This window comes from Flavihumibacter sp. CACIAM 22H1, from assembly GCF_001601815.1.
In the GTDB taxonomy this organism is placed as follows: Bacteria; Bacteroidota; Bacteroidia; order Chitinophagales; family Chitinophagaceae; genus Flavihumibacter.
Window position 1 is genome coordinate 1 of the sequence record NZ_LUKG01000064.1, and the last position, 25,261, is coordinate 25,261.

Here is a 25,261-nt window from a genome sequence, read left to right on the forward strand (position 1 = left end):
TAATACATCCGCATAACGGATAACGCGGTGGTTGATCCAGGTATTCTGCGCTTCGTTATTGGGTGTTCCCAAACCAGCTTGCAGATAACGTTCGTAACGGTTGTAGACTTTTTTATTCCAGTATTTGGCATTGGAAAGATTCGGCAGGGTTAATCCATAACCACCGGTATTTACACCCCCATCTGACTGGTTTGAATAAAGAATCGTAGCATCTTTCCTTTTATCGCCGTCTTCATAGGCATCAACCAATGCTTGTGTAGGTGTATTCCAACCCCAGCCAAGATCCCAGGTACCAGAACCCCGGATGCCCTGCGACTGGCCCAGGCGACTCCAGTAAATATTACCATCGCCCGAAGTTTTGGAAGCCTGTATTTCAAATACCGATTCAGCGCTCAGTTCACCTTCTTCTTTAAATACTCTCCAATAGTCATTCAACAATCCATAACCTGCGGCTGATTCAGCATTAATCACTTCTTTCAGCAAGCCAAGTGCCTGCGCCCACTGGTTATTATAAAGCAATGCCTTGGCCCGAAGAGCTTTGGCTGCCCCTTTTGTTAAACGGCCGGCATATTTTGATTCCCAGGTTACCGGCAGGTATTGTTCTGCAAAAGCCAGGTCTTCATCAATAAAACTCCAAACCATGGCAGCCGGCGATTTTTCTACTTCGTTGTCGGTTGGTTTGGTGATAACAAAATCAATAATCGGAATATCACCAAAGGTCCGAACCATATCAAAATAGGTGTAGGCCCGGAAGAACCTGGCTTCGGCACGGTTTATCATGGAACGTTCATCTGTAAAATTATTGGCATCTGCTGTCAGCAATACGCTGTTACACAAACCAATCATTACATAATGTTTGTCCCAATAGAGGCCGGCCCCCCAATCGTCTTTGGTATACTGGAAATTGTCGTAGGTCTGCCGCCAGGCCGATGCCCCGGGATCCGCCACAATTTCCGCATCGTCTGAACGAAACCCGTTCATGGCAATCCAGGGAATATTCTGCAGTCCATCGCCTACATAAGGTTCACTGGCTGAGTTTCGAATAGCTCCATACAATCCTTTCGCCTGCCCGTCTAAGGCTCCCGGAATATCTTCAATGGTCGCCTGCAGCGGTTTACGATCCAGGAATTTCTCACAACTCATTACAAAAGGCAGCGTACAAATCACTACCAATGGCACTAATTGTTTACGCATATTCATGATAAAATCCTTTAAAAATGAAATAATAGGTACTTACTTAAAAGTTAGCAGTCAATCCTGCACTGATAATTCTTGGCAATGCACTGGTAGCACTTCCATAATCCACACCCCAGAACGTTGCATCACCCGAAAACTCTGGTGAGTAACCGAGGTTGTTTTTCCAGGTTTTCAGGTTCTGTATGGAGGTGTATACCCGCAAACTTTTAATGGCCCTGATTTTTTTATTGATACCGGTAAAACTGTAGCCGATCGAAACATTTCTGATCCGGAAATAACTTCCGTCTTCTACTCCATAGGTAGAGGGTGCCCGGTTTATAAGGTGGGCAGCATTTACGATGGGAATAAAGTTGGAGCTACCGGCTTCTGTCCAGCCTTGCATGTAATTAGCCGGGTAGTTGTACACAGAGTTCTTCTGTTCGGAAGTTCCCCAAACCCGGTAAATTTCATTGCCGTATACACCTGCCAGATCAATGGAGGCATCCAGGCCTTTGAACCGGAGACTGGTGGTTACACCATAGGTAAAGTCAGGTGTAGGGTTACCGATATTCGTACGGTCAGCATCAGTAATTACACCATCGCCGTTAATATCTTTATACTTCAGGTCGCCCGGACGAGCATTGCCCCCATTAATGGTATTATCCGGGGAAAGCAGGATATCGCGGTAAGACTGGTAAACACCTTCCACCACTAACCCGTAAAAATAACCCATAGGAAACCCTTCCTCTACCTGGCTGGCAGTTTGTTCGCTGCTGGAGAGGGTACGGTACCTGGTTTCCATCTGCAGTACCTTATTGTTGTAGGTGGTGAGGTTACCGGTAACGTTCAGGCTAAGGTTATTATTAAAGCGCTGTTCCCAACCCAGTACAAACTCGAAGCCATTGTTGCGGATACTACCACCGTTGCGAAGAGAAGGCAGTAAACCCGGGTAGCGAACCTCCATCAACAGGTCTTCGGTTTTCTTATCGTAATAGTTGGCTTCAAAGTGCAGGCGACGATTCAACATGTCTGCCTCCAAACCGATTTCGGTAGATTTAACGGTTTCCCATCTCAGTCCCGGATCAACGAGGAATTCTTCCGTAAATACCGGTTCCAGTGTAGTTCCAAATACAGCAGAAGAATTACTGTTAATGAACGGATAAGCAGGATATGCCAGGGTGGTATTGAAATTACCCAGTACACCAGTAGAAGCTTTCAGTTTCAGGTAGTCGAAAATCGACTGGTTTTCCATGAATTTTTCATTGGTTACTTCCCAAGCGGCACCTACGGCCCAGAAATTCTGCCATTTATTGTTATACACCCGGTTAATCTGGCTGGATCCGTCTCTGCGGAAGCTGGCTGTCAGGAAGTATTTACGCTGGTAGTTATACAGCAACCTGGCCAAACCGGATACGGTAGCAAATTCATTCTGCCGGGAGAAAGAGGTACGTGTGGACAAATCTCCAAATCCTGAGTTGATATACCAGAACCGGTCGTTATTAGGGATAATATTTACCCCCAGTTCTTTCTGGTTAATATTGGTTTGCAGGAAAGAGTAATAATTATAGAATGTAGTGAAACCAGCTGTTGCTGTAAAGGAATGATCGCCCAGGTTTTTCTTATAGGTGGCGATGTAATCCTGCTGGAAAGAACGGGTTTCTTCTTTATTATTTCCTACCGCGGTAAGGTTATTCCTTGGAATCACCTGGTTGTCTTCTGGGCGGGTTGGGTCATACAGGTTAAACAGGGGGGTATAGGTTCTTTCATCCCTGTTGCTGATGTTCGCATACCAGGTACTGCGGAAATTCAGGTCTTTCGTGATATTGATATCAATAAAGGCACTTCCTACATACCGGTAGCGGATATCTCTTCTTTTATCCCACTCATTATTCAGGGTAGCCAATGGGTTGGTTTCTGAGTTCTGGATGATGGGAACATGCGAATAGAGGTTGAAGAAACCAGAATCTTCTGCAGAGTAGGGGTCTTTGGTAAAGATCCGTTTTGTGTTAGAAGAAATAATCGGAAGGGCTCTCCGGGCATTTTCCAGCGCATTGCTATTGTACGGCAGGTTTTCCCTGGAACCGATAATGTTTACTCCTACTTTGAAGGTTTTGCTGATTTTATATTCATCGCTCAGGTTAAAGCTCATCCGCTCATATTTCACGTGCTTCACCAATCCTTCATCGAATGTATAACCGAGGCCCAGGTGAAAACGGTTTTTTTCAGAACTACCGTCAATGCTCAGGTTATTGGTAGTAAATCCGGCAGTACGGGTAACCGCATCAATCCAGTCGGTATTACCGGTAAATGCAGACATACCCGGTCCACCCACATCATTCACGAAATTCAGGTATGAATTATCAGACGCATCGTCCTGTACGCGGTTATTGGCTTCGAATGTAGCCAGTTGGCGGAATTGGTTTCCATTGGCCAGCTGAATTTTATCTACCAGGTTTTTGACACCATAAACCGTATTGAAGCTTACATTAGTTTGTCCGGCTTTTGCTTTTTTGGTAGTTACCAATATAGCGCCGGCTGCTCCCCTGATACCGAATACCGCCAGTGAAGATGGATCTTTCAGTACCTCAATGCTTTCAATTTCATTGGGGTTTACAAAGTCCATATTATCACTAAAGATACCGTCGATGATATACACGGGCTTAACCGTTCCGATACTGATGGTACCCCGGATCCGCACATCGGGGGTACTGCCGGGTACAGCATTATTGATAACCGACAAACCGGCTACTTTAGCCTGCAGGGAGGAAAGCGGGTTGGTGTTGGGCTGGTTTGCAACCACCTCGCCTTTTACTTTGGCAACAGAACCGGTAAGGTCTCTTTTGGAAGCAGTTCCATAACCGATTACCACTACTTCATCCTGTAGTTTGGTAGAAGGTTGCATAACCACGGAAAGGGTGGTTCTGTCACCCACGGCAATTTCCTGGTCGTCGTAACCGATGCTGGAAATAATAAGGGTGGCATTGGCCGGTACTGAAATGGCAAAATTGCCCTCAGCATCGGCAGAGGTACCGCCCGTTGCACCTTTTACTTTAATGGAAGCACCCGGCAGGGGTTCGCCGGCTGCATTGGTAACCCTACCGGTTACCCGTTGCTGCTGGAACTCCACTCCTTTAAACTTGATCACTACCAGGTAATTATCCAGTACCTCGTAGGTAAGATCCGTATTCTCGAGGAGCCGGTCTACCACTTTCAATACCTCTTCATTGGTGGTATTGATGTTTACTTTATTGTTTTCACTGAATAAAGCAAGATTATACAAAAAACGATAGCTGGATTTGCGTTCAATCGTCGAAAGCGCTTTTTTGATATTAACGCCATCCATTTTCAGACTCACCCTTGTTTGGGAAAACACCCCTGCTGAAACCTGAAGGGCACACACCAGCATAAACAGAGCAGTCAATTTCATAATTCGGAAAAACTTTAGCAGTAATGGTTGGCGCATAGGCGTGCCACCATATGAAGTTTTTTTCATACATTGAGCAATTAGGGTTACATAAACTGGTTTATCAACAGTCGAGCGTTGATAGCATCATTTGTATCCTGCGGGAAATGTTGGCGCATTTCCCGTTTTTATTCAAGTGGAATCGGGCATCATATGCAATCGTTTTTTATATGTTTAAGGTGAGATAATAACAGTATCGTTTTTTATATCGTAGTTGAAGTTGGCAGTTATTTTAAGCCCTTTCAGGGCAGTTTGCAGAGATTCGCCCTTAAAAGACCCGGTTAGTCGAATGTTTTGAATTTCCGGTGAAGTGAATTTGATTTTGATACCATACCATCTTTCCAGCTTGGGAGCCAGTTCGGCAAATGTTTCCTCATCAAAAATCAAAATATTTTCTACCCAGGAGGTTTCTACGATCACGTGTTCTTTTTCGTGGTAATTAACCTGGTCCAATACTACCTGGGGCGCTAAGCGCATAGTGTTCCCCATCCTGGGCTGGCTGGGTTGGGCAACCAGGCTGTCAGAATCTACTGCTACCACCAGTTTTTCGTTCGGCTTCAGTATTATCTTTTCTTTGGGGCGGTTCTTGATCTGAACCTCCACGCTGCCCCTGATGAGGCTGGTTTCGGTGGTTTTATCGCCCGGGTAGGATTTTACGTTAAAGGCCGTACCCAATACCTTGATGTCTACATTCCGGGCATGAATTAAAAATGGCCGGGAGGAATCTTTCACCACGTCAAAATAAGCTTCCCCGGTAAGGGACACTTCCCGCAAGCTGGCGCCAAAATCCTTTCCATAGGTTAATTTGGAACCGGCGTTCAGCCAAACCTGGGTACCATCGGGCAACATTACTTTGGAGCGCGAGCCGTTTTTGGTAGACACCTCACTATTAAGGGCAAGGGAATGGCCCTGATTGCTGCCGGAACCGGAAGAATCTTTTAGAAAAAAATACCAGCCCGCCAGCAGAAGGAGGCAGGCGGCCGACATCCATTTTAGCCAGGCGAAGCGGGAGCGGGTCTCCTCCAATGTGATAAGTTCTTCATTTTCAACCAAATCCATCTCAATTCCATGGGCTTTCATCCGTTCCAGGTGACGATTAAATGCTTCCTGGGTATCTTCTTTGATGGAAGACGGATGGAACCAGAGATCCGAAATAGTTTGCAGGGGGTAATGTAATTCAGGATTTGCACGCAGGATTTCCTCCAGCTCTTCCAGCTCGTGTACGCTGGCTTCACCGGCGAGTTTTTTGGCAACAATTTCCCAGATCCTGTCTTGCATGAATGAAGTGTGAGTCTATAAGACAAGGAAAACTGGCCGGCACCCTGAAATTACCCGAAAAAAAATTTTCAGCCTGCTTTTCGATTTACCCGGCAGGTACCAGTATATCAGGAACCTTTGCCGGTTGGCAGGGATTTTTTGGGATCGAAACGGATGGCTTCAGCAATTCGCTTAAGTGCTATACTCATCTGGGTTTCAACGGTTTTGATAGAAACCTTTAATAATTCTGCCACTTCCCGGTATTTGAGCTCATCTTCTTTAACGAGCTTAAAAATAAGCTTACAGCGGGCGGGCAGGCTGTTTACTGCCAACTGAATCATTTTTTTCATTTCGGCGGTAATCATCATGCGTTCCGGGTCGTATTGGAGCGACTGGATTTCGATCGGCAATTCGCTCAGATCGGTGATCATTACCTTATTATGGCGGGTAATATAATTGATGGCCGTATTCCTGGTAGCGGTATAGAGGTAGAGCTTAAGGTTGCTGACATGTTCCAGGCGGTTTCTTTTTTCCCAGATATTGATAAACACGTCCGAAACAATTTCTTCGGCCGATTGCCTTGATTTAATAAAGCCGCCGGCAAAATGCAGCAGTGGCGGATAAAATGCCAGATAGAGTTCCCTATAGGCCTGTTGGTCATTAAAACGCGAAATGCGTTCCTTCAGGTATTGTATTCTGGCAGGAGCAATCATGGTGTGTAGCCGCAGTTAATAGCAAAATCCAATCATAAATGTACAATATTGAATCAGTCGCGGAATATTTTTTTCCGGAGCTGGCAATTCGCCGGGGTTTTTATATTTTTGCGGCCTGCCAAACCAATTTGGGGTGGCGCCTCGTAAGAGGAAGGGCCCTTAGCTCAGTCGGTTAGAGCATCTGACTCATAATCAGAGGGTCGCTGGTTCGAGCCCGGCAGGGCCCACTTACAATCAAAAAGGCATCCGTTTGGATGCCTTTTTGATTGTAAGAACTGCTTGCTCAGCCGGCATGCATATTAACCGTAGGTATTATCAACGAAAAAATGGTACCTGCCCCTTGCTCCGATTTCAGTTCTAAACGGGCCCCCATTTCATCTGCCAGGCGTTTAACAATAAACAGTCCCAACCCATTACTCCCCTCCTCGCCTGTTGGCTTATTCGATAACTTGGTATAGGGCTGAAACAATTTATGCTGCTCCGCCTGAGCTATGCCCGGTCCCTCATCCCTTACCTGCAGAACGGTGCCTGCCTGCTCTTTCCGGATCGAAAACCATACTCTTTTTCCCGGTTCAGAAAACTTATATGCATTGGACAAGAGATTCTCCACAATCCGCATTACCCGGTTTTCATCCGAATGAAAAAAATTGGCCTCTTTACCCAGTTCAATAATTAATCGCAGATTCTTTTGCTCAAAGGATTCAGAAAAATGTTGTTTGATTTTATCCGCAAATGCAGCCACGTCCACCTGCTCCGAACTAATCTTGCTCAAACGGTATTCTCCCGATTCTACCGTTAGTACTTTTCGTATAAATCCATACCCCGACTCGGCTGTTTCTTCCATATTTTTTAAAATCCTCCTGCTCTTTTCCGTAGCCGGATTTTTTTTGAATTCCTCCGCCATTGAGCGGGTGCACAATAATATGTTCACCAATGGAGTGGCCAGGTCGTGACTTAGGTAACCGATCAGCATGTTTTTTTCTTCATTAAGCTTACTCAACTGTTCATTCTGCTGGCTGATGATATCGTTTTTAGCGCTCAATAGTTTTTTCTTTTTGGCATTGCCGTAATAGGCAATACCCAGCAGTATAACAAACAATACCAATGCATTTACCACCAGTATCAGCTCGCGCCGGTTTTCCGATTCATTTTCGAGCGACAGGTAAAGCTCATAATTTTCCTGTTCCTTCTTCAACTTGTTATGGCGTTCTTCCATCGCCTTAAAATTCTGGGCTTTTATTTCATTAGCTGATCGCCAGTATACAGAATCTGCCTTTAGTTTATACTCCAATGCTTTTTTAAAGTTATTCGTAGACTTGTACAGCGCGGACAGTCCATTTAAGGCATCTGCCTGTTTAAATTTTAAGGTAGTCAGCCGGGCATGTACCAGCCCTGTTCGATAATAATTTTCAGAATTTTTAAAATCCCCTTTTAACAGGTATAGTCTTCCCAGGTTCAGGTAATTATAGCCCAAGGCATCTACCAGGTTATTTCTACGGTTAAAGACAAAACTTTCTTTCAGATAGGTCTCCGCGTCGCGGTAATTTCCCTGGAACATCAATACTTCCGACAAATTGGATTTCCGCTCGGCAATCCGTATGGTATCATTGGAATAAGCATCACTCTCAATTGCTTTAAGGTAGTAGTACTTTGCACTGTCATAAAGTGCCATGTATTGATAAGCCCCCGCAATAGCATTGTATAAATGGCCAAATTCTCGCCGGTTGGTAACAATTGAATCAGTGAGCTTAAGTACGGAAAAATAAATATTCTTCGCGTATTCATATTGCCCTATGTTCATATACACATCGGCCACATCAATAGTGCCGAGCCATTTTGCCTCCGGTATCTGGTACTTGATACCGTCGGCCCTGAATTTTTGGTAATAAATAATAGCCGAATCAAAATTATCATTGAACCGATGATAGGTTCCTTTTAACCGGTTACTATAGGTTTTTCCATAGTTGAATGATTTTTTTTCAGAAACCGTTGCAATATAGCTGGCATAATACTGAACAGAATCTGTCTTATCCGGATAAAGGCAAATGGCATGATGGATCAACGCTTTTAATGAATTGGTATCCGGCTCCTGACTGAATCCGCACAAATTCGTCCAAAAAAATGCAAATAAAAATGCACTTTTCATATAGCCTGTCTTTTGTATTGAGGGGGAACACAACCTTTAATAAGGTACGAATTTTTAACCAAAGCAGGCAATATCCGGCCACCAAGCCGACAAAAAAACAGAAATTTGCCCCCATGTTCAGACACCGGGGTAAAGCCAGAACCCTTAAACACAATTTAGCCATCGCTTCGCTGCTCTCCTTTGTAGCCGGACTGGTGAACGTCGTTGGATTTCTTTCCATTCAACAACTTACCACCAATGTTACCGGGCATTTCGCCTATTTTATGGAGGAAGTGCTGCGATGGAAATTATGGGAAGGACTTGCTTATTTCCTGTATATCCTGTTTTTCCTGGCGGGCGCCTTTTTTTCCAATCTGCTGGTGGAACTTATATCCCGTAAAAAAGAAGCCAATGTATTTGTAGTTCCGGTGCTGATAGAAGCCATCCTGCTGGCGTTGGCCGCCTTCAGCGGCCCGCAATTGATTTCTAACCAGCCCAATTTGCTGGCCTATATCCTGCTCTTTGCAATGGGTATGCAAAATTCGCTGGTTACTTCTATTTCCAATGCCACTGTTCGAACAACCCATCTTACCGGTCTTTTTACCGACCTGGGCATTGAGTTATCGCAGCTGTTTTTCTATCCTAAAGCAGAACAACGTAAAAAACTGAATGCTTCGATCCGCCTGCGTTTAACCATTATCAGCTTTTTTTTCCTGGGTGGAATAGCCGGCGGAATCAGTTTTAAGCAGTACGGCATCGGAATTTTGGTAGCAGGAAGCCTGGTATTAATTGGCGGACTTATCTACGATACCCTTAAAATCCGCCTCCTGCTGTATGCCCGGAAAATAAAATCCCGGCAACAGGAATAACCAGAAATAAGGAACTTCACCAAAAGCATTCGACATGTCTAACATCGGCACTGCCTATGATCAATGGTCGGCCCAATACGATACCAATAAAAACCGAACCCGCGACCTGGAAGCCATCAGCCTGCGCTCCGCATTAAAAGAACACCGTTTTGAAAAATGCCTTGAAATCGGCTGTGGAACCGGGAAAAATACCGAATGGCTGCTCATTAAGGCGGCGGAAATAACTGCGGTGGACCTGTCGGCGGGAATGCTGGCCAAAGCAAAAGAAAAAATTACCAGTTCCCAGGTGCATTTTGTGCAGGCAGATATTACCAGGGACTGGGACTTTACCACAGGTAGTTATGACCTGGCTACCTTTAGCCTGGTGCTGGAGCACATCGAAGACCTTCAGGATATTTTTTCCAAACTCAGCATGGTAATGCGTACAGGAGCGCTGGTATATATCGGGGAACTGCATCCCTTTAAACAATACATCGGTACGAAAGCCCGTTTTGAAACCAATGAAGGCCGGCAGGAGCTTACCTGTTTCAACCACCATATTTCCGAGTTTTTTAAAGCCGCCAATAAGAACGGTTTTTGCTTGCAGGAACTGGAAGAATGGTTTGATGAAGACAACCAGGAACTACCCCGGATAATAAGTATGGTATTTCAATTTAAGTAAGGTTCATGCATACACGAAAAGCCACGGATCAGGACATTGCTGCAATAGCTTCTTTTTACGAAACCCTGCAGGCAGCTACCAAAAAACTATATGCGCCTCATTCCATGGATATGGCAGCAATTGCCCGGCATATTGCAGACCCTGTTTACCTGGTACTTATTTCCGAAGAGGCCGGCTCGCTGATCGGCTACCAGGTTTTTCTGAAAGGGGCGTTCCCCTGGGAACGGGAACGGTACCAGGGGTATGGCATATCCCTTACCAGCTCGGATGTATCTTATGCACCCGTGCTGTCCGACTCTCGCCAGGGACAAGGATTGGGTAAGGCCTTGTTGCACCAGGCGCTGCCCTACCTGGCCGATGAAGGCATTCATCGCATGATTTTATGGGGAGGTGTTCAATGCAGCAATATCAGGGCGGTAAATTTTTACCTTTCTAATGGTTTTCGCATCAAGGGATTTTTCGACTGGGAAGGCGCCAATTATGATATGATCAATACAATCCATGCATCCCGTAATCGCCCCGCTTCTCTGTAATTCTTTTTAGTGGAATCTGCATACCGCCGGTTTGTTCCAGCCAGTCCCATAGTTCTTTCCGCAACCGTTGTGCCGTTTCCTGGTGATCGGGGTGGCGCCACAGGTTTTTCTTTTCTTCCGGGTCTGTTTCCAGGTCAAATAATTCGCCCAGGTCCCAAATACCCGGATAATAGATGAATTTATACCTGCCATCCCGGACGCCAAAAGTGGTGGGCGTTTGTGGAAAAGAATATTCCCAGTAGTATTCGTAAAAGGCTTTACTGCGCCAGGCAATTTTAGCTCCTTTCAATAAAGGCAGGAAAGAACTGCCCTGCATTTGGGCAGGTTTTTTGACGCGGGCAATGTCCAATACGGTAGGTGCAATATCAATGTTCTGGATAACCGCATCCAGTATTTGTCCGCCTTTTATATGAGCAGGCGCATACACCAGCAATGGAACTTTCTGGCTTTCTTCGTACATATTTCGTTTATCGATCAGCCCGTGTTCGCCCATCAGAAAACCGTTATCGCCCATATATACCAGGATGGTATTTTTATCCTGCCCGGTTTCTTTCAGCGTTTGCAAAATGCGGCCAATGCTTTCATCCACTGCCAGCAGGGTTTCGCAGTAACGGCGATAAAACTCATCGAACCAAACCCGTCCATTGTACATAAAATCCACCCCATGCCAGCTATTGCGCTGTGCCCATACCCAGCGGGGAATATCGGCTACGTTGTACGATGGATCCGCTGCCGCCCGGTGTGCCAGTGGCAACAAATTGGTATCACCAAAGATCTTACTGCCTGCTTTCGCCGTTAGGTTAATGGTAGAGGGGTAAGGTATGGGGCGGTTGGCATACCTGCCACGGTGCCGGGGAGCAGGCATAAATTCATCGTGTACCCCTTTATGTGAGATATATGCAAAAAATGGCTGTCCTTTTTTTTGTTGCTTAATCCATTCAACTGCATGCTCGGTTAATAAATCGGTTATATAGGTACTGTCTGTATACTGGGTATGTTTGCCATTAATGTTTAAGCGGGGGTTAAAATAAACACCCTGCCCGGTAAAACTTTCCCAATGATGAAAGCCTTTCTGGGGCTGATCTCCCTGGTGGCCCATATGCCATTTTCCAAAGAACCCGGTTTGATACCCGGCCTGCTGCAGGTATTCGGGGAAAAAGCGCAGGTTTTTCGGAAGTGGCGAAAAATTATCCACCACGGTATGCGTATGTGCATATTGTCCGGTTAAAATCGACGCCCTGGAAGGAGAACATAAGGCAGTGGTAACCGTGGCATTTTTAACCCACACCCCCTGCTTTGCCATCAGGTCCATATTTGGTGTTTCAAGCCAGGGAATTCTTCCGGTAAATCCCATGGCATCGTGCCGGTGGTCGTCCGTCAGAATAAATACTACGTTTAATTTTTCCTGGGCCGGCACAGCTGCTACCATCAGGCTGCTCAGGCATAGTAAAAAAAGCTGTTTCATAACCTTGTTTTGGCGCTAAAAAGATAGGCATTAATTCCAAATGGCAGAGCTTTGGAAGGAAGGGTGTATTTTAGCGGGTATGAGAGTAATCAATACAGGCATCTGTTCCTTTGGCATGAGCGGTAAATTATTTCATGCCCCTTTTCTCGATAATCACCCCGGGTTTGAACTAACGGCAATCGTTGAACGTCATAACCAGGATTCAAGAGCCCGGTATGGGCATAGTAAACTGGTTCGCTCCTTTGAAGACCTGCTGTCGGATGACAGCATCGAATTAATAGTTGTCAATACGCCCACCCAAACGCATTATGATTTTACAAAGCTGGCCCTGGAAGCCGGCAAACACGTGGTGGTGGAAAAGCCGGTTACCACCAATGCCGCTGAAGCCGTAGCGCTTGATCAGCTGGCAAAGGATAAGAACCTGCACCTGATCGTATATCAAAACCGCCGCTACGACGGCGATTACAGGGCCATTAAGAACGTGGTAGAAAAAGGCCTGCTGGGAGAAATAAGGGAAGTAGAATTCCGGTACGATCGTTATCGAACCGAACCAAGCGGTAAGGCACACAAGGAGAAAAATTTGCCAGGCGCGGGTATCCTGCATGACCTGGGATCACACCTGACCGACCAAACCCTGCAGCTCTTTGGCTGGCCACAGGCGGTTTTTGCAGATATTATGACCCTGAGAGACCAGGTAGAAAGCAATGATTATTTTGAACTGCTCCTGTTTTATCCGCGTATGCGGGTTCGTTTGAAGGGAACAGTAGTTGCGCGTGAAACCGTTATTGCTTTTGTGCTACAGGGCATGAACGGAACTTTTATGCAGGAAAGGTCCGACCTACAGGAAGCAGAGTTGTTAAAAGGAACGGTACCCTCGGTAGAAAGCTGGTGCCCGGCGCCTTCGAAGCCAGATGGCTTATTGCATAGCCTGGTAAACGGGCAGGTACTGCGCCAGGAAACTACGTCTGCCCCCGGCAATTATATGGAATTCTATACCGATGTATACAATACACTGGTAAAAGGGGCCCCTAACCCGGTGCCGGTTACGGATGCTATCAAAACCATGACTATCCTGGATGCCGCCCAGCTCAGCCATAAAGAAAAAAGAGTGGTACCGGTCTGATCAGGCAGCCGGACAAGCGGAAAAGCCCTATTTTTGCGCTCGCCCTGGCAGCGGGTTGCTGCTTTGCGGTTTTTTTATAACATTAACAACGTGAAGGGAGGGTGCATGCAGCCCATCCGATAGATTTGCGCTTTATCAACCGAATATGAGAAAACTTACCGCCATCCTGTCTGCGATCCTATTAACCCTGGCTGCCCAGGCCCAGACAGATAGCAGTGCCGCATCCGTTACTGAACCGGCTTCCAAAGCCAGTGAAAAAGTGGCCAAACCAAAAAAAGACTGGAGCAAAGTGAAACTGGCCAACCGTGCCAATGATCATTTCATGATACAAATGGGGTATGATACCTGGAGCCAGGTGCCCGATTCTATTCGCCTGAAAGGAATTGGCCGCCACCTGAATATCTACCTGATGATGGATTTCCCCTTTAAGGTAGATCCCCGTTTCAGCGTAGGTATTGGTGTGGGAATTGGATCCAGCAACGTGTTTTTCGACAAACACAAAGTAGATATTGCCGGTACCAGTCAAACCCTGGCCTTCCAGAACCTGGCCGATACCAACCACTTTAAAAAGTACAAGTTGGTAAATGTTTGGGCCGAGGTACCGGTTGAATTACGTTTTGCGGCAAACCCCGAAAACACGAATAAAAGCTGGAAATTTGCCCTGGGCGCCAAAGTTGGTACCATGCTCAATGCCCATACCAAGGGTAAAAACTGGCAGAATAAATCGGGCAATACCCTGAACAATTACGTGGAAAAGATCAATTCCAAACGATATTTTAACAGCCTGCGCCTGGCTGCTACGGCAAGGATCAGTTATGGGCCCTTTGGAATTTATGGCGCCTACCAGATCAATACCCTTATTAAGGATAACCAGGGACCACCAGTACACCCGGTATCGGTTGGTTTAACCATCAGTGGCTTATAATAGCAAAAGCATTCAGGAAGCGGGTCGGTTGGCCCGCTTTTTTTATGCTAATTTTGCCGATCGCTGAAAATTACAATTGAAGAAAATTTGATAGAAAAAAAACAGATAGCAGAAAATGAACGAACCGTGCTGGTAGGTGTGGTTCAGAAAGACCAGACAGACCAACAGGTGCGTGAATACCTCGATGAGCTGGCCTTCCTGGCGGAAACAGCCGGGGCAGAAGCCGTTAAACGATTTACCCAAAAACTGGCACACCCCGATTCCAAAACTTTTGTAGGAAAGGGCAAGCTGGAAGAAATTAAGGAGTATATAAGTGGTCGGAATATCAACCTGGTCATATTTGACGATGAATTAACCGGTTCACAGATCACCAATATTGAAAAAGCATTGGGGGTTAAAACCATTGACCGGTCGGATCTGATCCTGGATATTTTTGCCCGCCGTGCCAAAACAGCGCAGGCTAAAACCCAGGTAGAGCTGGCGCAGTATCAATACCTGTTGCCGCGTTTAAAAGGTATGTGGAAACACCTCGAACGCCAGGGTGGTGGTATCGGTACCCGGGGTCCCGGGGAAACGGAGATTGAAACCGACCGCCGGATCGTTAAAGAAAAAATCGCTCTTTTGCGGAAACGCTTAAGCGAAATCGACAAGCAGTCTTTTACCCAGCGAAAAGACCGGGGAGAATTTATTCGTGTAGCACTGGTAGGATATACCAATGTGGGCAAGAGCACCATTATGAACCTGCTCAGCAAAAGCGAAGTATTTGCAGAAAACAAACTATTTGCCACCCTCGATACCACTACCCGTAAAGTGGTTTTTGACACTACCCCCTTTTTGCTGAGTGATACGGTAGGTTTTATCCGCAAACTGCCGCATCACCTGGTAGAAAGTTTTAAAAGCACGCTCGATGAAGTGCGTGAAGCAGATATTTTATTACATGTGGTAGACCTTTCGCATCCGCAATACGAGGATCAGTTTAACGTGGTCAACAAAACCCTGCAGGAACTGAAAGTGACGGAAAAACCCATGATCACCATCTTTAACAAACTCGACCAATACGAGAAAAACACCTTTGATGATTGGCTGGAACCCGAGGTTAAAACCCAGATCCTGGAAGAACTGCGGGAGCGTTGGGAAAACAGCACCCTCGGGAACTGTGTATTTATTTCGGCCGTTGAACGACGGAACCTGGAAGGGCTGCGGGCCACCATACTCAGTAAAGTAAGGAAACTGTACCGCGAGCGCTATCCCTATAAAACCGAGTTTTTCGGAAGTTTTGAACAACAGGATGAGGGGCAGGAATAATGACCGGTAAAGTTGCGCTGATATGGAATACCAACGTTTGTATAACTGGGTAAAGCTGGCCGGCGCTGCTTCCGAACTGGAATTTGGGCCCAACCAGATTGCTTTGGCAGCCTGGGATGGACGCCCTATTTGTATTGGCCGCTATAAAAACCGGCTATTTGCCTTTGCTTATAAATGTCCGCATGCCAGCGGTCTTTTATCCGACGGTTTTATAGATGCCCTGGGCAATGTTGTTTGCCCGCTTCACCGCTACCGGTTCAGCATTTCCACAGGGCACAATGTTTCGGGCGAGGGGTATCGCCTCCGGCACTGGCCTGTGGAAGAAAGGCCCGACGGCCTTTACCTCGGTCTTCCTTTTACCGGTCCGGCACCCCCTGACCTATAAGCAAAACTCTAACCCATTTCTAATGCAGAATTAAAACTTTGGTAATACTGGCATTGTAGTTTACTAACATTGGGCGATCAATTTCGCTCAGTAAACTACACACATGAGCTGGACCGAAGAAATCATTCAACTGGATTATTCTGTTCTTAAACTGATTCAACGGGTTGGTGTATCCAATTTCATGGATCATTTTATGCTGGGTATGCGCGAAGCCAAGCTTTGGATTCCTTTTTATGGTTTTATGTTATACTGGATCTGGAAAAATGCACCCACAAAAATGCTGGCATTTATTGTTTTAACCGTGGCCAGTTTCGGGTTAGCTGATTATTCCAGCGCCTCAATCTTTAAACCTTTTTTTGCCCGTGAACGGCCCTGTTATGAAGATGAACTGGAGGGTATGGTACGCTCCCTGGTGGGCTGTGGAGGCAAGTACGGTTTCCCATCTTCGCATGCCAGCAATCATTTTGCCCTGGCCAGCTTTTGGTACTGGGCCATTTACCTGATTAAGGGCCAGCGTTGGTACTGGCTTTTTCTCTGGGCTTTTTTAATCGGCTATGCGCAGGTATATGTGGGCAAACACTACCCCATAGATATCCTCGGTGGTGGATTATTGGGTATATTTATTGGAACCGCCATGGCCAAACTATTTGAGTTCTGGGACAACCGTAAAAAAAGAATGAGCCATCCTGATACCGTTCCCCTTCCCTGATTCTTAATCCGGAAAATTTTTGTGATGCAGCAACTAACCTCCTCCCCTCTCTGGAGAAATTGGTTTATAGCCCTGGCAGCCGGTGGAGTTTTAGTGAATCTCCTGGGTTTACACAGCAGCATTCTGGAGCCCGATGGCGCTTTGTATGCGGGCATCGCTAAACGAATGGCAGAGTCGGGCGACTGGATTAACTTATACGCGCATAATCGCGACTGGCTCGATAAGCCCCATTTCCCATTTTGGATGACAGCCGCCAGTTATTCGGTGTTCGGCATTAACGCCATAGCTTACAAGCTTCCGGCCCTGTTCTTCTGGGCCATGGGCGGATGGTATACCTACCGCCTGGCGCGCCGCCTGTATTCCGAACCGGTTGCACAGGTTGCCCTGCTGATTTACCTGACCGCCCTGCACCTGGTTATTTCTAATAATGATGTACGCGCCGAACCCTATCTAACCGGCCTGTTTGCCGGCGCTGTTTACCACTGGCGCTGCTCAAAGGGATGGCACGGGTGGTGGATAGGTGCCTTGTTTATGGCTGCCGCCATTATGACTAAGGGCATCTTTATTTTGATACCAGTGGTAGCTGGATTTTTGTTGCACTGGTGGATCAACGGGCAATTAAAAGAAGCGTTGACAAACCCGGGCTGGTGGTTCGCACTGGGATTAACCGGTTTGTTTATTCTACCGGAACTGATCTGCCTTTACCTGCAATTTGACCGGCATCCCGAGAAACTGGTATTTGGACGTACCGGCGTTTCAGGGATTCGTTTTTTCTTCTGGGACAGCCAGTTTGGCCGCTTCCTCAATACCGGCCCTATCAAAGGCAAGGGCGATCCCTTTTTTTTCCTCCACACCCTATTATGGGCTTTTTTACCCTGGTCTATCCTCCTGTATAGCAGCCTGGCCGACCGGCTGCGGGCGCTTTTCCGGCGCGAAAAAGGGGAATGGGTGCTAACCGGCATTTCGTTGAGCTGCTTCCTGCTTTTTTCCGCCTCCCGCTTTCAGCTACCACATTATATGAACATCGTATTCCCGTTTTTTGCCATCCTTACAGCAAACTGGCTCTGCCAGTTAAAGACCGGTGAAAAATGGCTGAACCGATTCAGCCGCGTGCAAATGGGTATCAGCCTGCTACTGCTGGCAGGCTGTGTTGGCCTCTGGGCGCTGATGTATGCTACTAATTTCCGCCCCCTGGTATATCTGCTGGCCATGACAGCCGGTTGGATCCTGCTCTGGACCCGGTCGGCCAAATTTGGTGTCGGCCAGTTACAACGCCTCATCCTAAGCACCAGCCTGGCGGCATGTACACTCTATGGTTTTCTGAACATTTATTTCTACCCGGCTATACTTCGGTACCAGTCGGGCGAGCAGGCAGCAGGCTGGTTGAATCAGCACCGCAAGGGTGAAGCCATTTATACCATTAACCCCTATTCTTATTCTTTGGATTTCTATTCGGCTGCGCCGGTACTTTATACCGAGCGGGCAAACCTGCTTGCCATTGCAAAGAAAAAACCGGTTCTGTTGTATACATCGCGCCAGCAAATGGACAGTCTGCTATCCGAAAAAGCGGCCGTGGATGTGATCGACAGCTTTGCCCATTATCCAATTTCAAAGCTTAAAATAGGGTTTCTGCTGCCGCATAAACGGCCCCGGTACCTGGATTACCGGTACCTCCTGGAAGTAAGGAGCGAGTAATCAGGCGGGCATTTCCACCATGGCTTTAATAACGCCGGTAGCGGGGTTAAGCAGGGAGGCAAACTCCGCTGCCAGGTCATCAAAAGCGATCCGGTGCGTTATATAGGTAGCCGGATTAATTTTTTGTTGCAGGAGCGATTCGGTTACCCATTCAAAATCTTCGCGGGTAGCATTGCGGCTGCTCATGAGGGTGGATTCCCGTTTATGAAATTCGGGGTGTGAAAATGAAAACGCCTGTTTTTGCAGGCCAACCAGTACATACCTGCCGCCGTGCGCCAGGAAGTCGATGCCTTTTTCGATGGCTCCCAGGTAACCGGTGGCATCAAAAACAGCGGTAGGCATATCGCCATTGGTAAGGTCTTTTAGTTTCTCTACCGGGTTTTCGACTGCGGGATTAATGGTATGTGCAATCCCTAATTGACGGCGGCAGAAATCGAGTCGGGCAGGGTTAACATCCTGTGCTATGATTTCAGCGCCGCGTAACCGGGCCATTTCCATTAGTCCCAGGCCAATTGGTCCGGCCCCCATTACCAGCACAAATTCGCCTGCCAGTAGTTCAGCCCTTCGCACGGCATGTGCGCCGATGGCCAGGGGTTCTACCAGGGCAAGCTGGTCGGGGTTCATTCCTTTTCCGTTTACCAGTGAGGAAATAGGAACACGGATAAACTGGCGGAGTCCGCCGTCGATATGGACGCCAAAAACCTTTATGGAGCTGCAGCAGTTAGGTTTACCCCGGCGGCAGGCGATACAGGAGCCGCAGCTGAAATAGGGTACCAGGGTAACCAGTTGGCCGGGTTGAAAATTGCCCGATGGGTCGGGCGTATCGAGTGTTACTATTTCTGCGCAGATTTCATGGCCGAGAATACGGGGGTATTGAAAAAAAGGCTGGGTACCTTCAAAAGCGTGCAGGTCGGTACCGCAGATACCTACCTGGCGTACACGGAGCAGGGCGGTTGGCTCCTGTTCTGCTGCCGGCGGGTGGTTATTTTCCAGTTTGTCGGTGCGGTAATGGAATTGTCCGGGTTGGGTGCAAATGAGCGTTTTATTCATCCTATCTGATTGATATGCAAACTACTTAGAATATGGGAGGGGGCATTTGCTGAAAATGCCGCTTAGTGATAGAAAATTCTCCTGGTCAATTGAAATTCAGGGTGAAAATTCCTGGTAAAAATTTTGTTCCAATACAAAAATCCCTATTTTTGCACTCCCCAAAAGGGAAACCGGTCCGGTTAAAAAGGGCAAATTCCTCCTTAGCTCAGTTGGTTAGAGCATCTGACTGTTAATCAGAGGGTCGCTGGTTCAAGTCCAGCAGGGGGAGCTTGGTAATCAATCATTTAAAAGGTCGCGTAAGCGGCCTTTTTTGTTTTTTGCCAACAATTTGCCAGCAGGAGTGGTTCGGAGATTTAAAGAACTAATCTATTTACTAAGATACCATTTTTCTCTTTTAGGATCGTTTATTCCTTCAGTTGGGTTAGTACAATGTGCGAAAAGTTTTGTCCTGTGAAATTCAAAGATTATAGGTTCGCTTTTACTTAGTAGGCACTTACTATAGGATTGTTTTTTGAAAAGTTCTGACTACAGAAAATAATCACGAATAATTAAATTTCACGACTTTATAGGACTGTAAAATTTCCTGCAGATCTTTAATTGTTGGCAAATTTCTTCCGACCTCTATGGTAAATGCATCCATCATACTATAGTTAAATCATCTTTCGATGAAATCAATATGCGCATGGCTTTTTATTATGTCAACTAAAATTTCATAAATAGTTCGCTCATTACGAATCATATTTAACTCAGCCTTGCTTTTATGGCTATTCTCCCAAATCAAAGTAATAGGCTCTTCATATTCATGAACACCAAATCCGCCACGTAAAAGATCATTAAATGCGTCCAGGTTGTGGCCCGTTTTCCAATTCAAATTCTTTGTTAGCACAGTATCCACTTCATCATAAAATCCCTCAAAACTTGAAAAGCTGTCCCCTTTTATAATAATGACCTTCTTATCAAATTGATCATGAAAAACTTTTTCGAATGCAGTCTTAAAATCCTTGGAATTTTTAAACGAATAGTCAGGGATAACATCAAAGGGAGTCGTTTCTTCCGTAACCAGACTAATTCCAATTGTGTCGTTGTCAATTTGCACAACGTAGAAGCATTGGCCTACCCAAAAATCAACCATTATTGCTCCAGAATCAAATGAATGTACTTCATGTTTAAGTTTGAGTCTTTCAATTTTTCCAACTATATACGGAAGTAAATCTACCACTGAGTTTTAGTTTAAGATTCGCAAGAAATATTATAAATAGGCATCTCTTTAAATTTCAAACCGAAAGTATCTGCAAGGTTTTATACCAGTAAAACAAGGCTTCAGGTTGTAATTTGTTTAAGTATGTGTATTCCGGGTTTTGAATCAGGTAATCCTGTTTATTATACTCAGCGCGGAAACCGTCAACCGACTCATTAGACCCAGATTTTATTCTGGCTGCCATCAATGCGGCCTTAGCAGATGAAACAATAGCTTCCTCAATCCTGAAAAAAGACCCCATCTGATATGGTTTAAATTGAAGAAGCCCTCTTTGGATTTCATTATAATTAGACAAATGTGGCTCAGTTTTATTCTTTTCCCGTTTAGCTATCAGCAGGCCAGTTTGAATGATATCCTCCAGCACATCTTCTCTGCTACACCTACTAACTCTGTAGATAATTTCCTTTTGAACGGTTTTATCAAAAGAGGCTTTTACTGTTTCAATATTTTGCGCTACATGGAACAACCGGCCTAAATCAAATAACTGCTTGACAATTTCCAGCTCTTTTCCCTGATTGTAAGGCACACCCGTAGTATTGGCGCGAATGCTGTCAGTTTATCGCCAGTAATCGATTCATGAGTAGGTACCTTAACAAATATCGATTGCGCGTTTGTACGAATCCATTCCCCAACGACAGGCATTTCCAGTAACGAAGGATATGTATGTTCATCAAATAGTATATCCAGCAGGATATGATCTTCCTTTTCCGTTAATCCGGAAGTATAAATTAATGAGTAGTGGGCCTTGGGAATACCTGGCTTATAACTTCTCTGTTCATTTAGTTTGAAGGATGTAAAAGGCTGCTTGTTGCAAATTTCTTTAAGTACGCTCTCTATCTCACTTCTCGTGGCTTGGGTAATAATGTCGATATCGATAGAAAACCGGCCAGCGGCTGGCATCAATAGTATCAAGGAAGTCCCGCCTTTGAATACAAAATCAAGCTTCGAGGCTGCTAACGCTTCTACTAAAGCAAGGGCATGGATCATTTTCTCCACCAAGGGAGGGTTAATTTTTTCAAAGCCCTCCCGTTGCCGGTGTGAGTGTATCCAATCTTTTGTAAACGATTCCGTCAATATCATTCTATGATGCTTTTTAAATCATTGTCCACTACGGTAAGGAGAAGGCTTTTTATTTCATCCTCCCGGTTTCTTCTTTTGGCATAATTGAACAACGTTGAAAAATTAAGAGAATACTTTGCTACTGCATTCCGGTATATCTGTTTTAATTGACTTCCCTGGAAGGCATAATAAATGTGGTCATCGCTGTAAATATCTACGAGTATTTTTTCAAGCGATGGAACTTTTACTCCCCCGATCAATTGAACGGGGGGCCTGCTTAGAAATGGCTTAATGATAACAGGGTGTTGAGCCTCCGAAGCATATTTTTCTATGAGACCCGTATCCGGCTTAACAAAAACATCTATAAACCCTTCATCTTTCAGAAAAAAGAATACGCTATCCATGAAGCCTTTCTCCACTTCCAGGACGATCATTGACGTGGTAGCCTGTAATTCAATAAATTCATTCAACCAGATGGTATCCCAAATGTTATAGAAATTAGGATCGAATTGTTTTTCGACCAGTTTGCTGATCGATTTGATGGTATCATTTAATGCCGGCTCGAACGCCTGCTGATTATTGAGTGCATATACTCCTTTTTTTACATCCCGGATAATATTTCGCTTTTTCAGATCATAGACACGCCAAGTGAAAGTAGCCTCAGCTAAGTCGGGTTCATACTGATGAAAAAAGCTTAACAGTTCATCCCGGTTGAAAACTGGATGTGCTTTATACTCGTCTTTTAGTTTTCTGTAAATGTAATTTTCTGCCACATTGCAAATATAAGCCATTTTTTATTATTTTTGGCTTGAATTAGAAATACTAATAAAAGCCACTTTTTTAGAATTTTGGTTAATATTAGAAATCTGTCTTGATACTAAAACCTTAATTGTTATATGTATTTACACATAAATTGATTGATTTTGAATAGATTATATGGAATTGCATATAATTCACACATCAATTATTCACTTTATAAGTGAACGGTCATCCTTAAAAGCCACCAACTTTTGCGAATATTCCTTTTTGATCGACTTCTCAAAACTATCCAGGTAACTTTCAGTCGTCTTCATGCTGGTATGACCAAGCGACTCCTGGATAAACTCGGTACTGACCCCCGACCGTTTCATGATCGACGAGAAAGTATGCCTGGCAACGTAGGTAGACACCTTTTTCTCGATGCCGACCTTTTTGCCGATCTTAAACATCCAGTGGTTGATAGAATATACAAACAACTCGCATAGTTCCACCTTGCGTAATGGGGTTATATTATGCTCCATCCAGGGAAAGATGTAATTCTCCGGATCTTTGTTCTTGTTACCCCAAAAGTCAATGATCTTCCGCATATCGTCAGATATGAAGACCGTTATTGGCCGGGGATCCAGCCGGGTGGAGTTAACCGTCTTCGCCCGCTCGAATACAAGGTACTCGCCCTCAATATTTTTGCACTTGAGGTTCATGATATCTGTTGGGTTGATTCCATTGGCGAAATACGAAAACAGCCAAAAGTCTTTCGCCTTTCGCTCTTGCTTATTTTCCGGGATGTAGTTATATATCTTACTTACATCTTCCAGGGTGAGCGCCTTCTTGATATTCCTCGAAGATGGCGGCTGATATAACCGGCGGCCAAATGGATAGCTTTCCCTCTTAATAATTCCCTGGAATATCGCTTCGTTAAATAGAGCACGTAGACAGCGGGTGTAGATACCCACGGTCGTTTTGGAGTAGTTTTGTTCCAACATCCAGACTTCAAAGCGCTTAAGATAGAGGACATCGATATCAACGAAACGAACATTGCCGCTGAAGCGGGCAAGGACATTGTACTTTGTTTGATAGTGCGCGGCTGTACGAATACCTTGCTCATTTAGAAGCTTGCTGATATAAAATAAAAACACAGAAAGAATTGTATCGGGTTCGGGTTTAGGCAACCGGAAAATAGGAAAACGGTTATCGTACGTCACTTGCTCAAAGGGAGGTTTTCAAGCGCAGCTATTTCCTTGATGGCTTTCCGCTGGTGAAAAGAAGGATTATTTAATATGAATGCTTTCTCGAACGCAGCAAACGTAAATGTTCGGAGACCTTCACCTACTTCCTCGGCCCTCCGCTGTAGTTGTCTGAGTTCCTCGGAGACTTTAAGGAGACCCTCTGATTTTTTCTTTGCAGACAAATTTTTGAATTCCTCTTCGCTTAAGTCGTAAATCGTCTGATAACGCTGCGGTTCACGGTTAAAAATTGCCAGCAACTTCACCGGAAACTTACCCGTTTTTTTAGCCCGGCGGTTGTCCAGGACAATTGAAATACTCAATGACATTTGACTAATTTTTCAGGTTCACAAATGGCTCTCCGACATCCAAAATTTGCCAACAATTTGCCAGCAAAAACCCGTTGAAGGGCCTTTAGAGGGCTTCAACCAAATTAGCCAAAAAACATTAAACGATTGATATTTAAATAGTTAAGTTAAGCCAAGTTAACCCCATTGGACCTGATTAAGGCATTTTCGCAGCTGTTAATCAGAGGGTCGCTGGTTCAAGTCCAGCAGGGGGAGCAAACTACAAGAATTAACAAGTCTCAAAAGCATCAAACCTGCGTCACGCCTAGCTGGACGCGGGTTTTTTATTTTTCACATTCCCGTCAAAACACGCTGATTCCCGCTAGTTTATTTACACTTTTATTTACACATTTTCATGTTCAAACTGAATAAATTCAGAGGAGAACCTGAGGATGAACCAGGGGAAGAGATGCGGATACCGACAGTTAAGTAATGCACAATTGGCGGAGAAAGACCAATAAAAACGGGCTTTACCCGATCCACCTGAGCATAATACTCCAGGGAGAATCTCCCCGGTATTACCCCATCCAGATGCCCCGAAAAGTTGGTGCGAAGGAATGGAGTGGTCAGTTCAACGCCTGGGTAGCCCCCACGCTTTTTTTTACTTCGAAATCAATCAGAAAATAGCCGAAACGGTCACCAAACTCAATGACCTAATCAAACGGTATTACAGCCAGAACAAACCCATCACCTTTTACGCCATTGACCGGGAATTGCTTCGTAAAGGTGGACAAATATTTACTAATATATAGTACCTCACTTCCGCATTCCTCTTTCTTTATTCGCCCAAAGATTGCTATTCTTCGCCTTTCAAAATGTAGTTTATTACATATTTAACTGGTATTTTTAATAAATAGATTTAATTTTAGGCGAATCGGTAATATACTACAGATGAACCATTCTGAAATTGCAAAAACAATTAGGAGTCGTAGAGAGTCACTAAATCTACGGCAGGAAGATCTTGCTGAAATGAGTGGCGTTGCAACAAAAACAATTCATTCAGTCGAAGCGGGATCGAGCAATCCCTCATTAGAAACATTACTTAAACTGGCAGATATTCTCGGGTTGGAAATTGTGGTACAAGTAAAAAAGATTAATTGATGCGTAAAGCCGGAGTATATTATAATGGAAAATTAGCCGGGATACTAATGAAAAAAGGCA

Annotated in this window: 23 protein-coding genes and 2 tRNA genes; 12 read left to right on the top strand and 13 right to left on the bottom strand. The window is 45.2% G+C overall.

Translation table 11 applies throughout. The annotated features are described in order from the left end of the window. From A1D16_RS15625 to A1D16_RS15640, 4 genes are all read right to left on the bottom strand, one after another. Window positions 1-1,194, bottom strand: a 1,194-nt coding sequence (locus tag A1D16_RS15625; protein ID WP_290711168.1) for a RagB/SusD family nutrient uptake outer membrane protein, incomplete at its 3' end; no start/stop codon positions are given. 43 nt (window positions 1,195-1,237) lie between these two features. Continuing rightward, a complete protein-coding gene (locus tag A1D16_RS15630; protein WP_290711170.1) occupies window positions 1,238-4,669 on the bottom strand; it encodes a TonB-dependent receptor in 3,432 nt (1,143 codons plus the stop codon). A gap of 144 nt (window positions 4,670-4,813) precedes the next feature. Beyond that, on the bottom strand, window positions 4,814-5,917 hold the full coding sequence (locus A1D16_RS15635) for a FecR domain-containing protein (protein ID WP_290711172.1): 1,104 nt from the start codon (window positions 5,915-5,917) through the stop codon (window positions 4,814-4,816). A 107-nt stretch (window positions 5,918-6,024) separates the two neighbouring features. Next, a complete protein-coding gene (locus A1D16_RS15640; protein ID WP_290711174.1) occupies window positions 6,025-6,609 on the bottom strand; it encodes an RNA polymerase sigma-70 factor in 585 nt (194 codons plus the stop codon). 153 nt (window positions 6,610-6,762) lie between these two features. On the opposite strand from A1D16_RS15640, the gene A1D16_RS15645 reads away from it, so the two are divergent. Further along, window positions 6,763-6,836: transfer RNA gene (locus tag A1D16_RS15645), tRNA-Ile, on the top strand. Between the two features lie 56 nt (window positions 6,837-6,892). On the opposite strand, the gene A1D16_RS15650 is transcribed toward A1D16_RS15645, so the two are convergent. Then, window positions 6,893-8,755, bottom strand: a complete 1,863-nt coding sequence (locus A1D16_RS15650) for a tetratricopeptide repeat-containing sensor histidine kinase (RefSeq protein WP_290711176.1) — start codon at window positions 8,753-8,755, stop codon at window positions 6,893-6,895. Window positions 8,756-8,868: 113 nt separating this feature from the next. Between A1D16_RS15650 and A1D16_RS15655 the strand changes: the two genes are divergently transcribed. From A1D16_RS15655 to A1D16_RS15665, 3 genes are read left to right on the top strand one after another with little or no spacing between them, the layout of a single operon-like run. After that, window positions 8,869-9,603 (top strand): YoaK family protein, encoded by a 735-nt coding sequence (locus tag A1D16_RS15655; protein ID WP_290711178.1) that lies wholly within the window; start codon window positions 8,869-8,871, stop codon window positions 9,601-9,603. Between the two features lie 34 nt (window positions 9,604-9,637). Beyond that, the gene (locus A1D16_RS15660; RefSeq protein WP_290711180.1) at window positions 9,638-10,264 is read left to right on the top strand and encodes a class I SAM-dependent methyltransferase; all 627 of its coding nucleotides are present in this window, start codon (window positions 9,638-9,640) and stop codon (window positions 10,262-10,264) included. A 5-nt stretch (window positions 10,265-10,269) separates the two neighbouring features. Next, window positions 10,270-10,797, top strand: coding sequence for a GNAT family N-acetyltransferase (locus tag A1D16_RS15665; RefSeq protein WP_290711182.1), 528 nt, complete (start codon window positions 10,270-10,272; stop codon window positions 10,795-10,797). Here the strand turns inward: A1D16_RS15665 and A1D16_RS15670 are convergent. Continuing rightward, entirely contained in the window at window positions 10,754-12,262 is a 1,509-nt protein-coding gene (locus A1D16_RS15670; RefSeq protein ID WP_290711184.1) for a sulfatase, read from the bottom strand. The genes A1D16_RS15665 and A1D16_RS15670 overlap by 44 nt on opposite strands. 79 nt (window positions 12,263-12,341) lie before the next feature. On the opposite strand from A1D16_RS15670, the gene A1D16_RS15675 reads away from it, so the two are divergent. The 6 genes from A1D16_RS15675 (at window position 12,342) to A1D16_RS15700 (ending at window position 18,404) form a co-directional block, all read left to right on the top strand. Beyond that, window positions 12,342-13,385 (top strand): Gfo/Idh/MocA family oxidoreductase, encoded by a 1,044-nt coding sequence (locus tag A1D16_RS15675; protein WP_290711187.1) that lies wholly within the window; start codon window positions 12,342-12,344, stop codon window positions 13,383-13,385. Window positions 13,386-13,530: 145 nt separating this feature from the next. Continuing rightward, window positions 13,531-14,310, top strand: a complete 780-nt coding sequence (locus A1D16_RS15680) for an outer membrane beta-barrel protein (RefSeq protein ID WP_290711189.1) — start codon at window positions 13,531-13,533, stop codon at window positions 14,308-14,310. 87 nt (window positions 14,311-14,397) lie between these two features. Continuing rightward, window positions 14,398-15,615 carry a GTPase HflX gene (gene hflX / locus A1D16_RS15685; protein WP_290711191.1) on the top strand — a complete coding sequence of 406 codons (1,218 nt, stop codon included), beginning with the start codon at window positions 14,398-14,400 and terminating at the stop codon, window positions 15,613-15,615. A 22-nt stretch (window positions 15,616-15,637) separates the two neighbouring features. Beyond that, window positions 15,638-16,000, top strand: coding sequence for a Rieske 2Fe-2S domain-containing protein (locus A1D16_RS15690; RefSeq protein ID WP_290711193.1), 363 nt, complete (start codon window positions 15,638-15,640; stop codon window positions 15,998-16,000). Window positions 16,001-16,103: 103 nt separating this feature from the next. After that, window positions 16,104-16,709 (top strand): phosphatase PAP2 family protein, encoded by a 606-nt coding sequence (locus A1D16_RS15695; RefSeq protein ID WP_290711195.1) that lies wholly within the window; start codon window positions 16,104-16,106, stop codon window positions 16,707-16,709. Window positions 16,710-16,733: 24 nt separating this feature from the next. Continuing rightward, window positions 16,734-18,404 (top strand): glycosyltransferase family 39 protein, encoded by a 1,671-nt coding sequence (locus A1D16_RS15700; protein WP_290711197.1) that lies wholly within the window; start codon window positions 16,734-16,736, stop codon window positions 18,402-18,404. Here A1D16_RS15700 and A1D16_RS15705 read toward each other — a convergent pair whose 3' ends face one another. After that, window positions 18,405-19,454, bottom strand: a complete 1,050-nt coding sequence (locus tag A1D16_RS15705) for a zinc-binding alcohol dehydrogenase family protein (RefSeq protein ID WP_290711199.1) — start codon at window positions 19,452-19,454, stop codon at window positions 18,405-18,407. Window positions 19,455-19,648: 194 nt separating this feature from the next. Between A1D16_RS15705 and A1D16_RS15710 the strand changes: the two genes are divergently transcribed. Then, a tRNA-Asn gene (locus A1D16_RS15710) sits at window positions 19,649-19,722 on the top strand. Between the two features lie 387 nt (window positions 19,723-20,109). Here A1D16_RS15710 and A1D16_RS15715 read toward each other — a convergent pair. From A1D16_RS15715 to A1D16_RS15740, 6 genes are all read right to left on the bottom strand, one after another. Continuing rightward, a complete protein-coding gene (locus tag A1D16_RS15715) occupies window positions 20,110-20,673 on the bottom strand; it encodes a barstar family protein (protein WP_290711201.1) in 564 nt (187 codons plus the stop codon). A gap of 55 nt (window positions 20,674-20,728) precedes the next feature. Beyond that, window positions 20,729-21,238, bottom strand: coding sequence for a hypothetical protein (locus tag A1D16_RS15720; protein ID WP_290711203.1), 510 nt, complete (start codon window positions 21,236-21,238; stop codon window positions 20,729-20,731). Beyond that, window positions 21,184-21,792 carry a nucleotidyl transferase AbiEii/AbiGii toxin family protein gene (locus A1D16_RS15725; RefSeq protein ID WP_290711205.1) on the bottom strand — a complete coding sequence of 203 codons (609 nt, stop codon included), beginning with the start codon at window positions 21,790-21,792 and terminating at the stop codon, window positions 21,184-21,186. Before A1D16_RS15725 ends, A1D16_RS15720 begins: the two co-directional genes overlap by 55 nt. Further along, window positions 21,789-22,562 (bottom strand): DUF6577 family protein, encoded by a 774-nt coding sequence (locus tag A1D16_RS15730; RefSeq protein ID WP_290711207.1) that lies wholly within the window; start codon window positions 22,560-22,562, stop codon window positions 21,789-21,791. The genes A1D16_RS15725 and A1D16_RS15730 overlap by 4 nt, the downstream gene beginning before the upstream one ends. A gap of 177 nt (window positions 22,563-22,739) precedes the next feature. Further along, window positions 22,740-23,732 carry a site-specific integrase gene (locus A1D16_RS15735; RefSeq protein ID WP_290711209.1) on the bottom strand — a complete coding sequence of 331 codons (993 nt, stop codon included), beginning with the start codon at window positions 23,730-23,732 and terminating at the stop codon, window positions 22,740-22,742. Further along, window positions 23,729-24,082: a hypothetical protein gene (locus tag A1D16_RS15740; protein ID WP_290711211.1), complete on the bottom strand. Its 354-nt coding sequence runs from the start codon at window positions 24,080-24,082 to the stop codon at window positions 23,729-23,731. The genes A1D16_RS15735 and A1D16_RS15740 overlap by 4 nt, the downstream gene beginning before the upstream one ends. A 909-nt stretch (window positions 24,083-24,991) precedes the next feature. Between A1D16_RS15740 and A1D16_RS15745 the strand changes: the two genes are divergently transcribed. After that, window positions 24,992-25,201 carry a helix-turn-helix transcriptional regulator gene (locus A1D16_RS15745; protein WP_290711213.1) on the top strand — a complete coding sequence of 70 codons (210 nt, stop codon included), beginning with the start codon at window positions 24,992-24,994 and terminating at the stop codon, window positions 25,199-25,201. Window positions 25,202-25,261 lie beyond the last annotated feature (60 nt).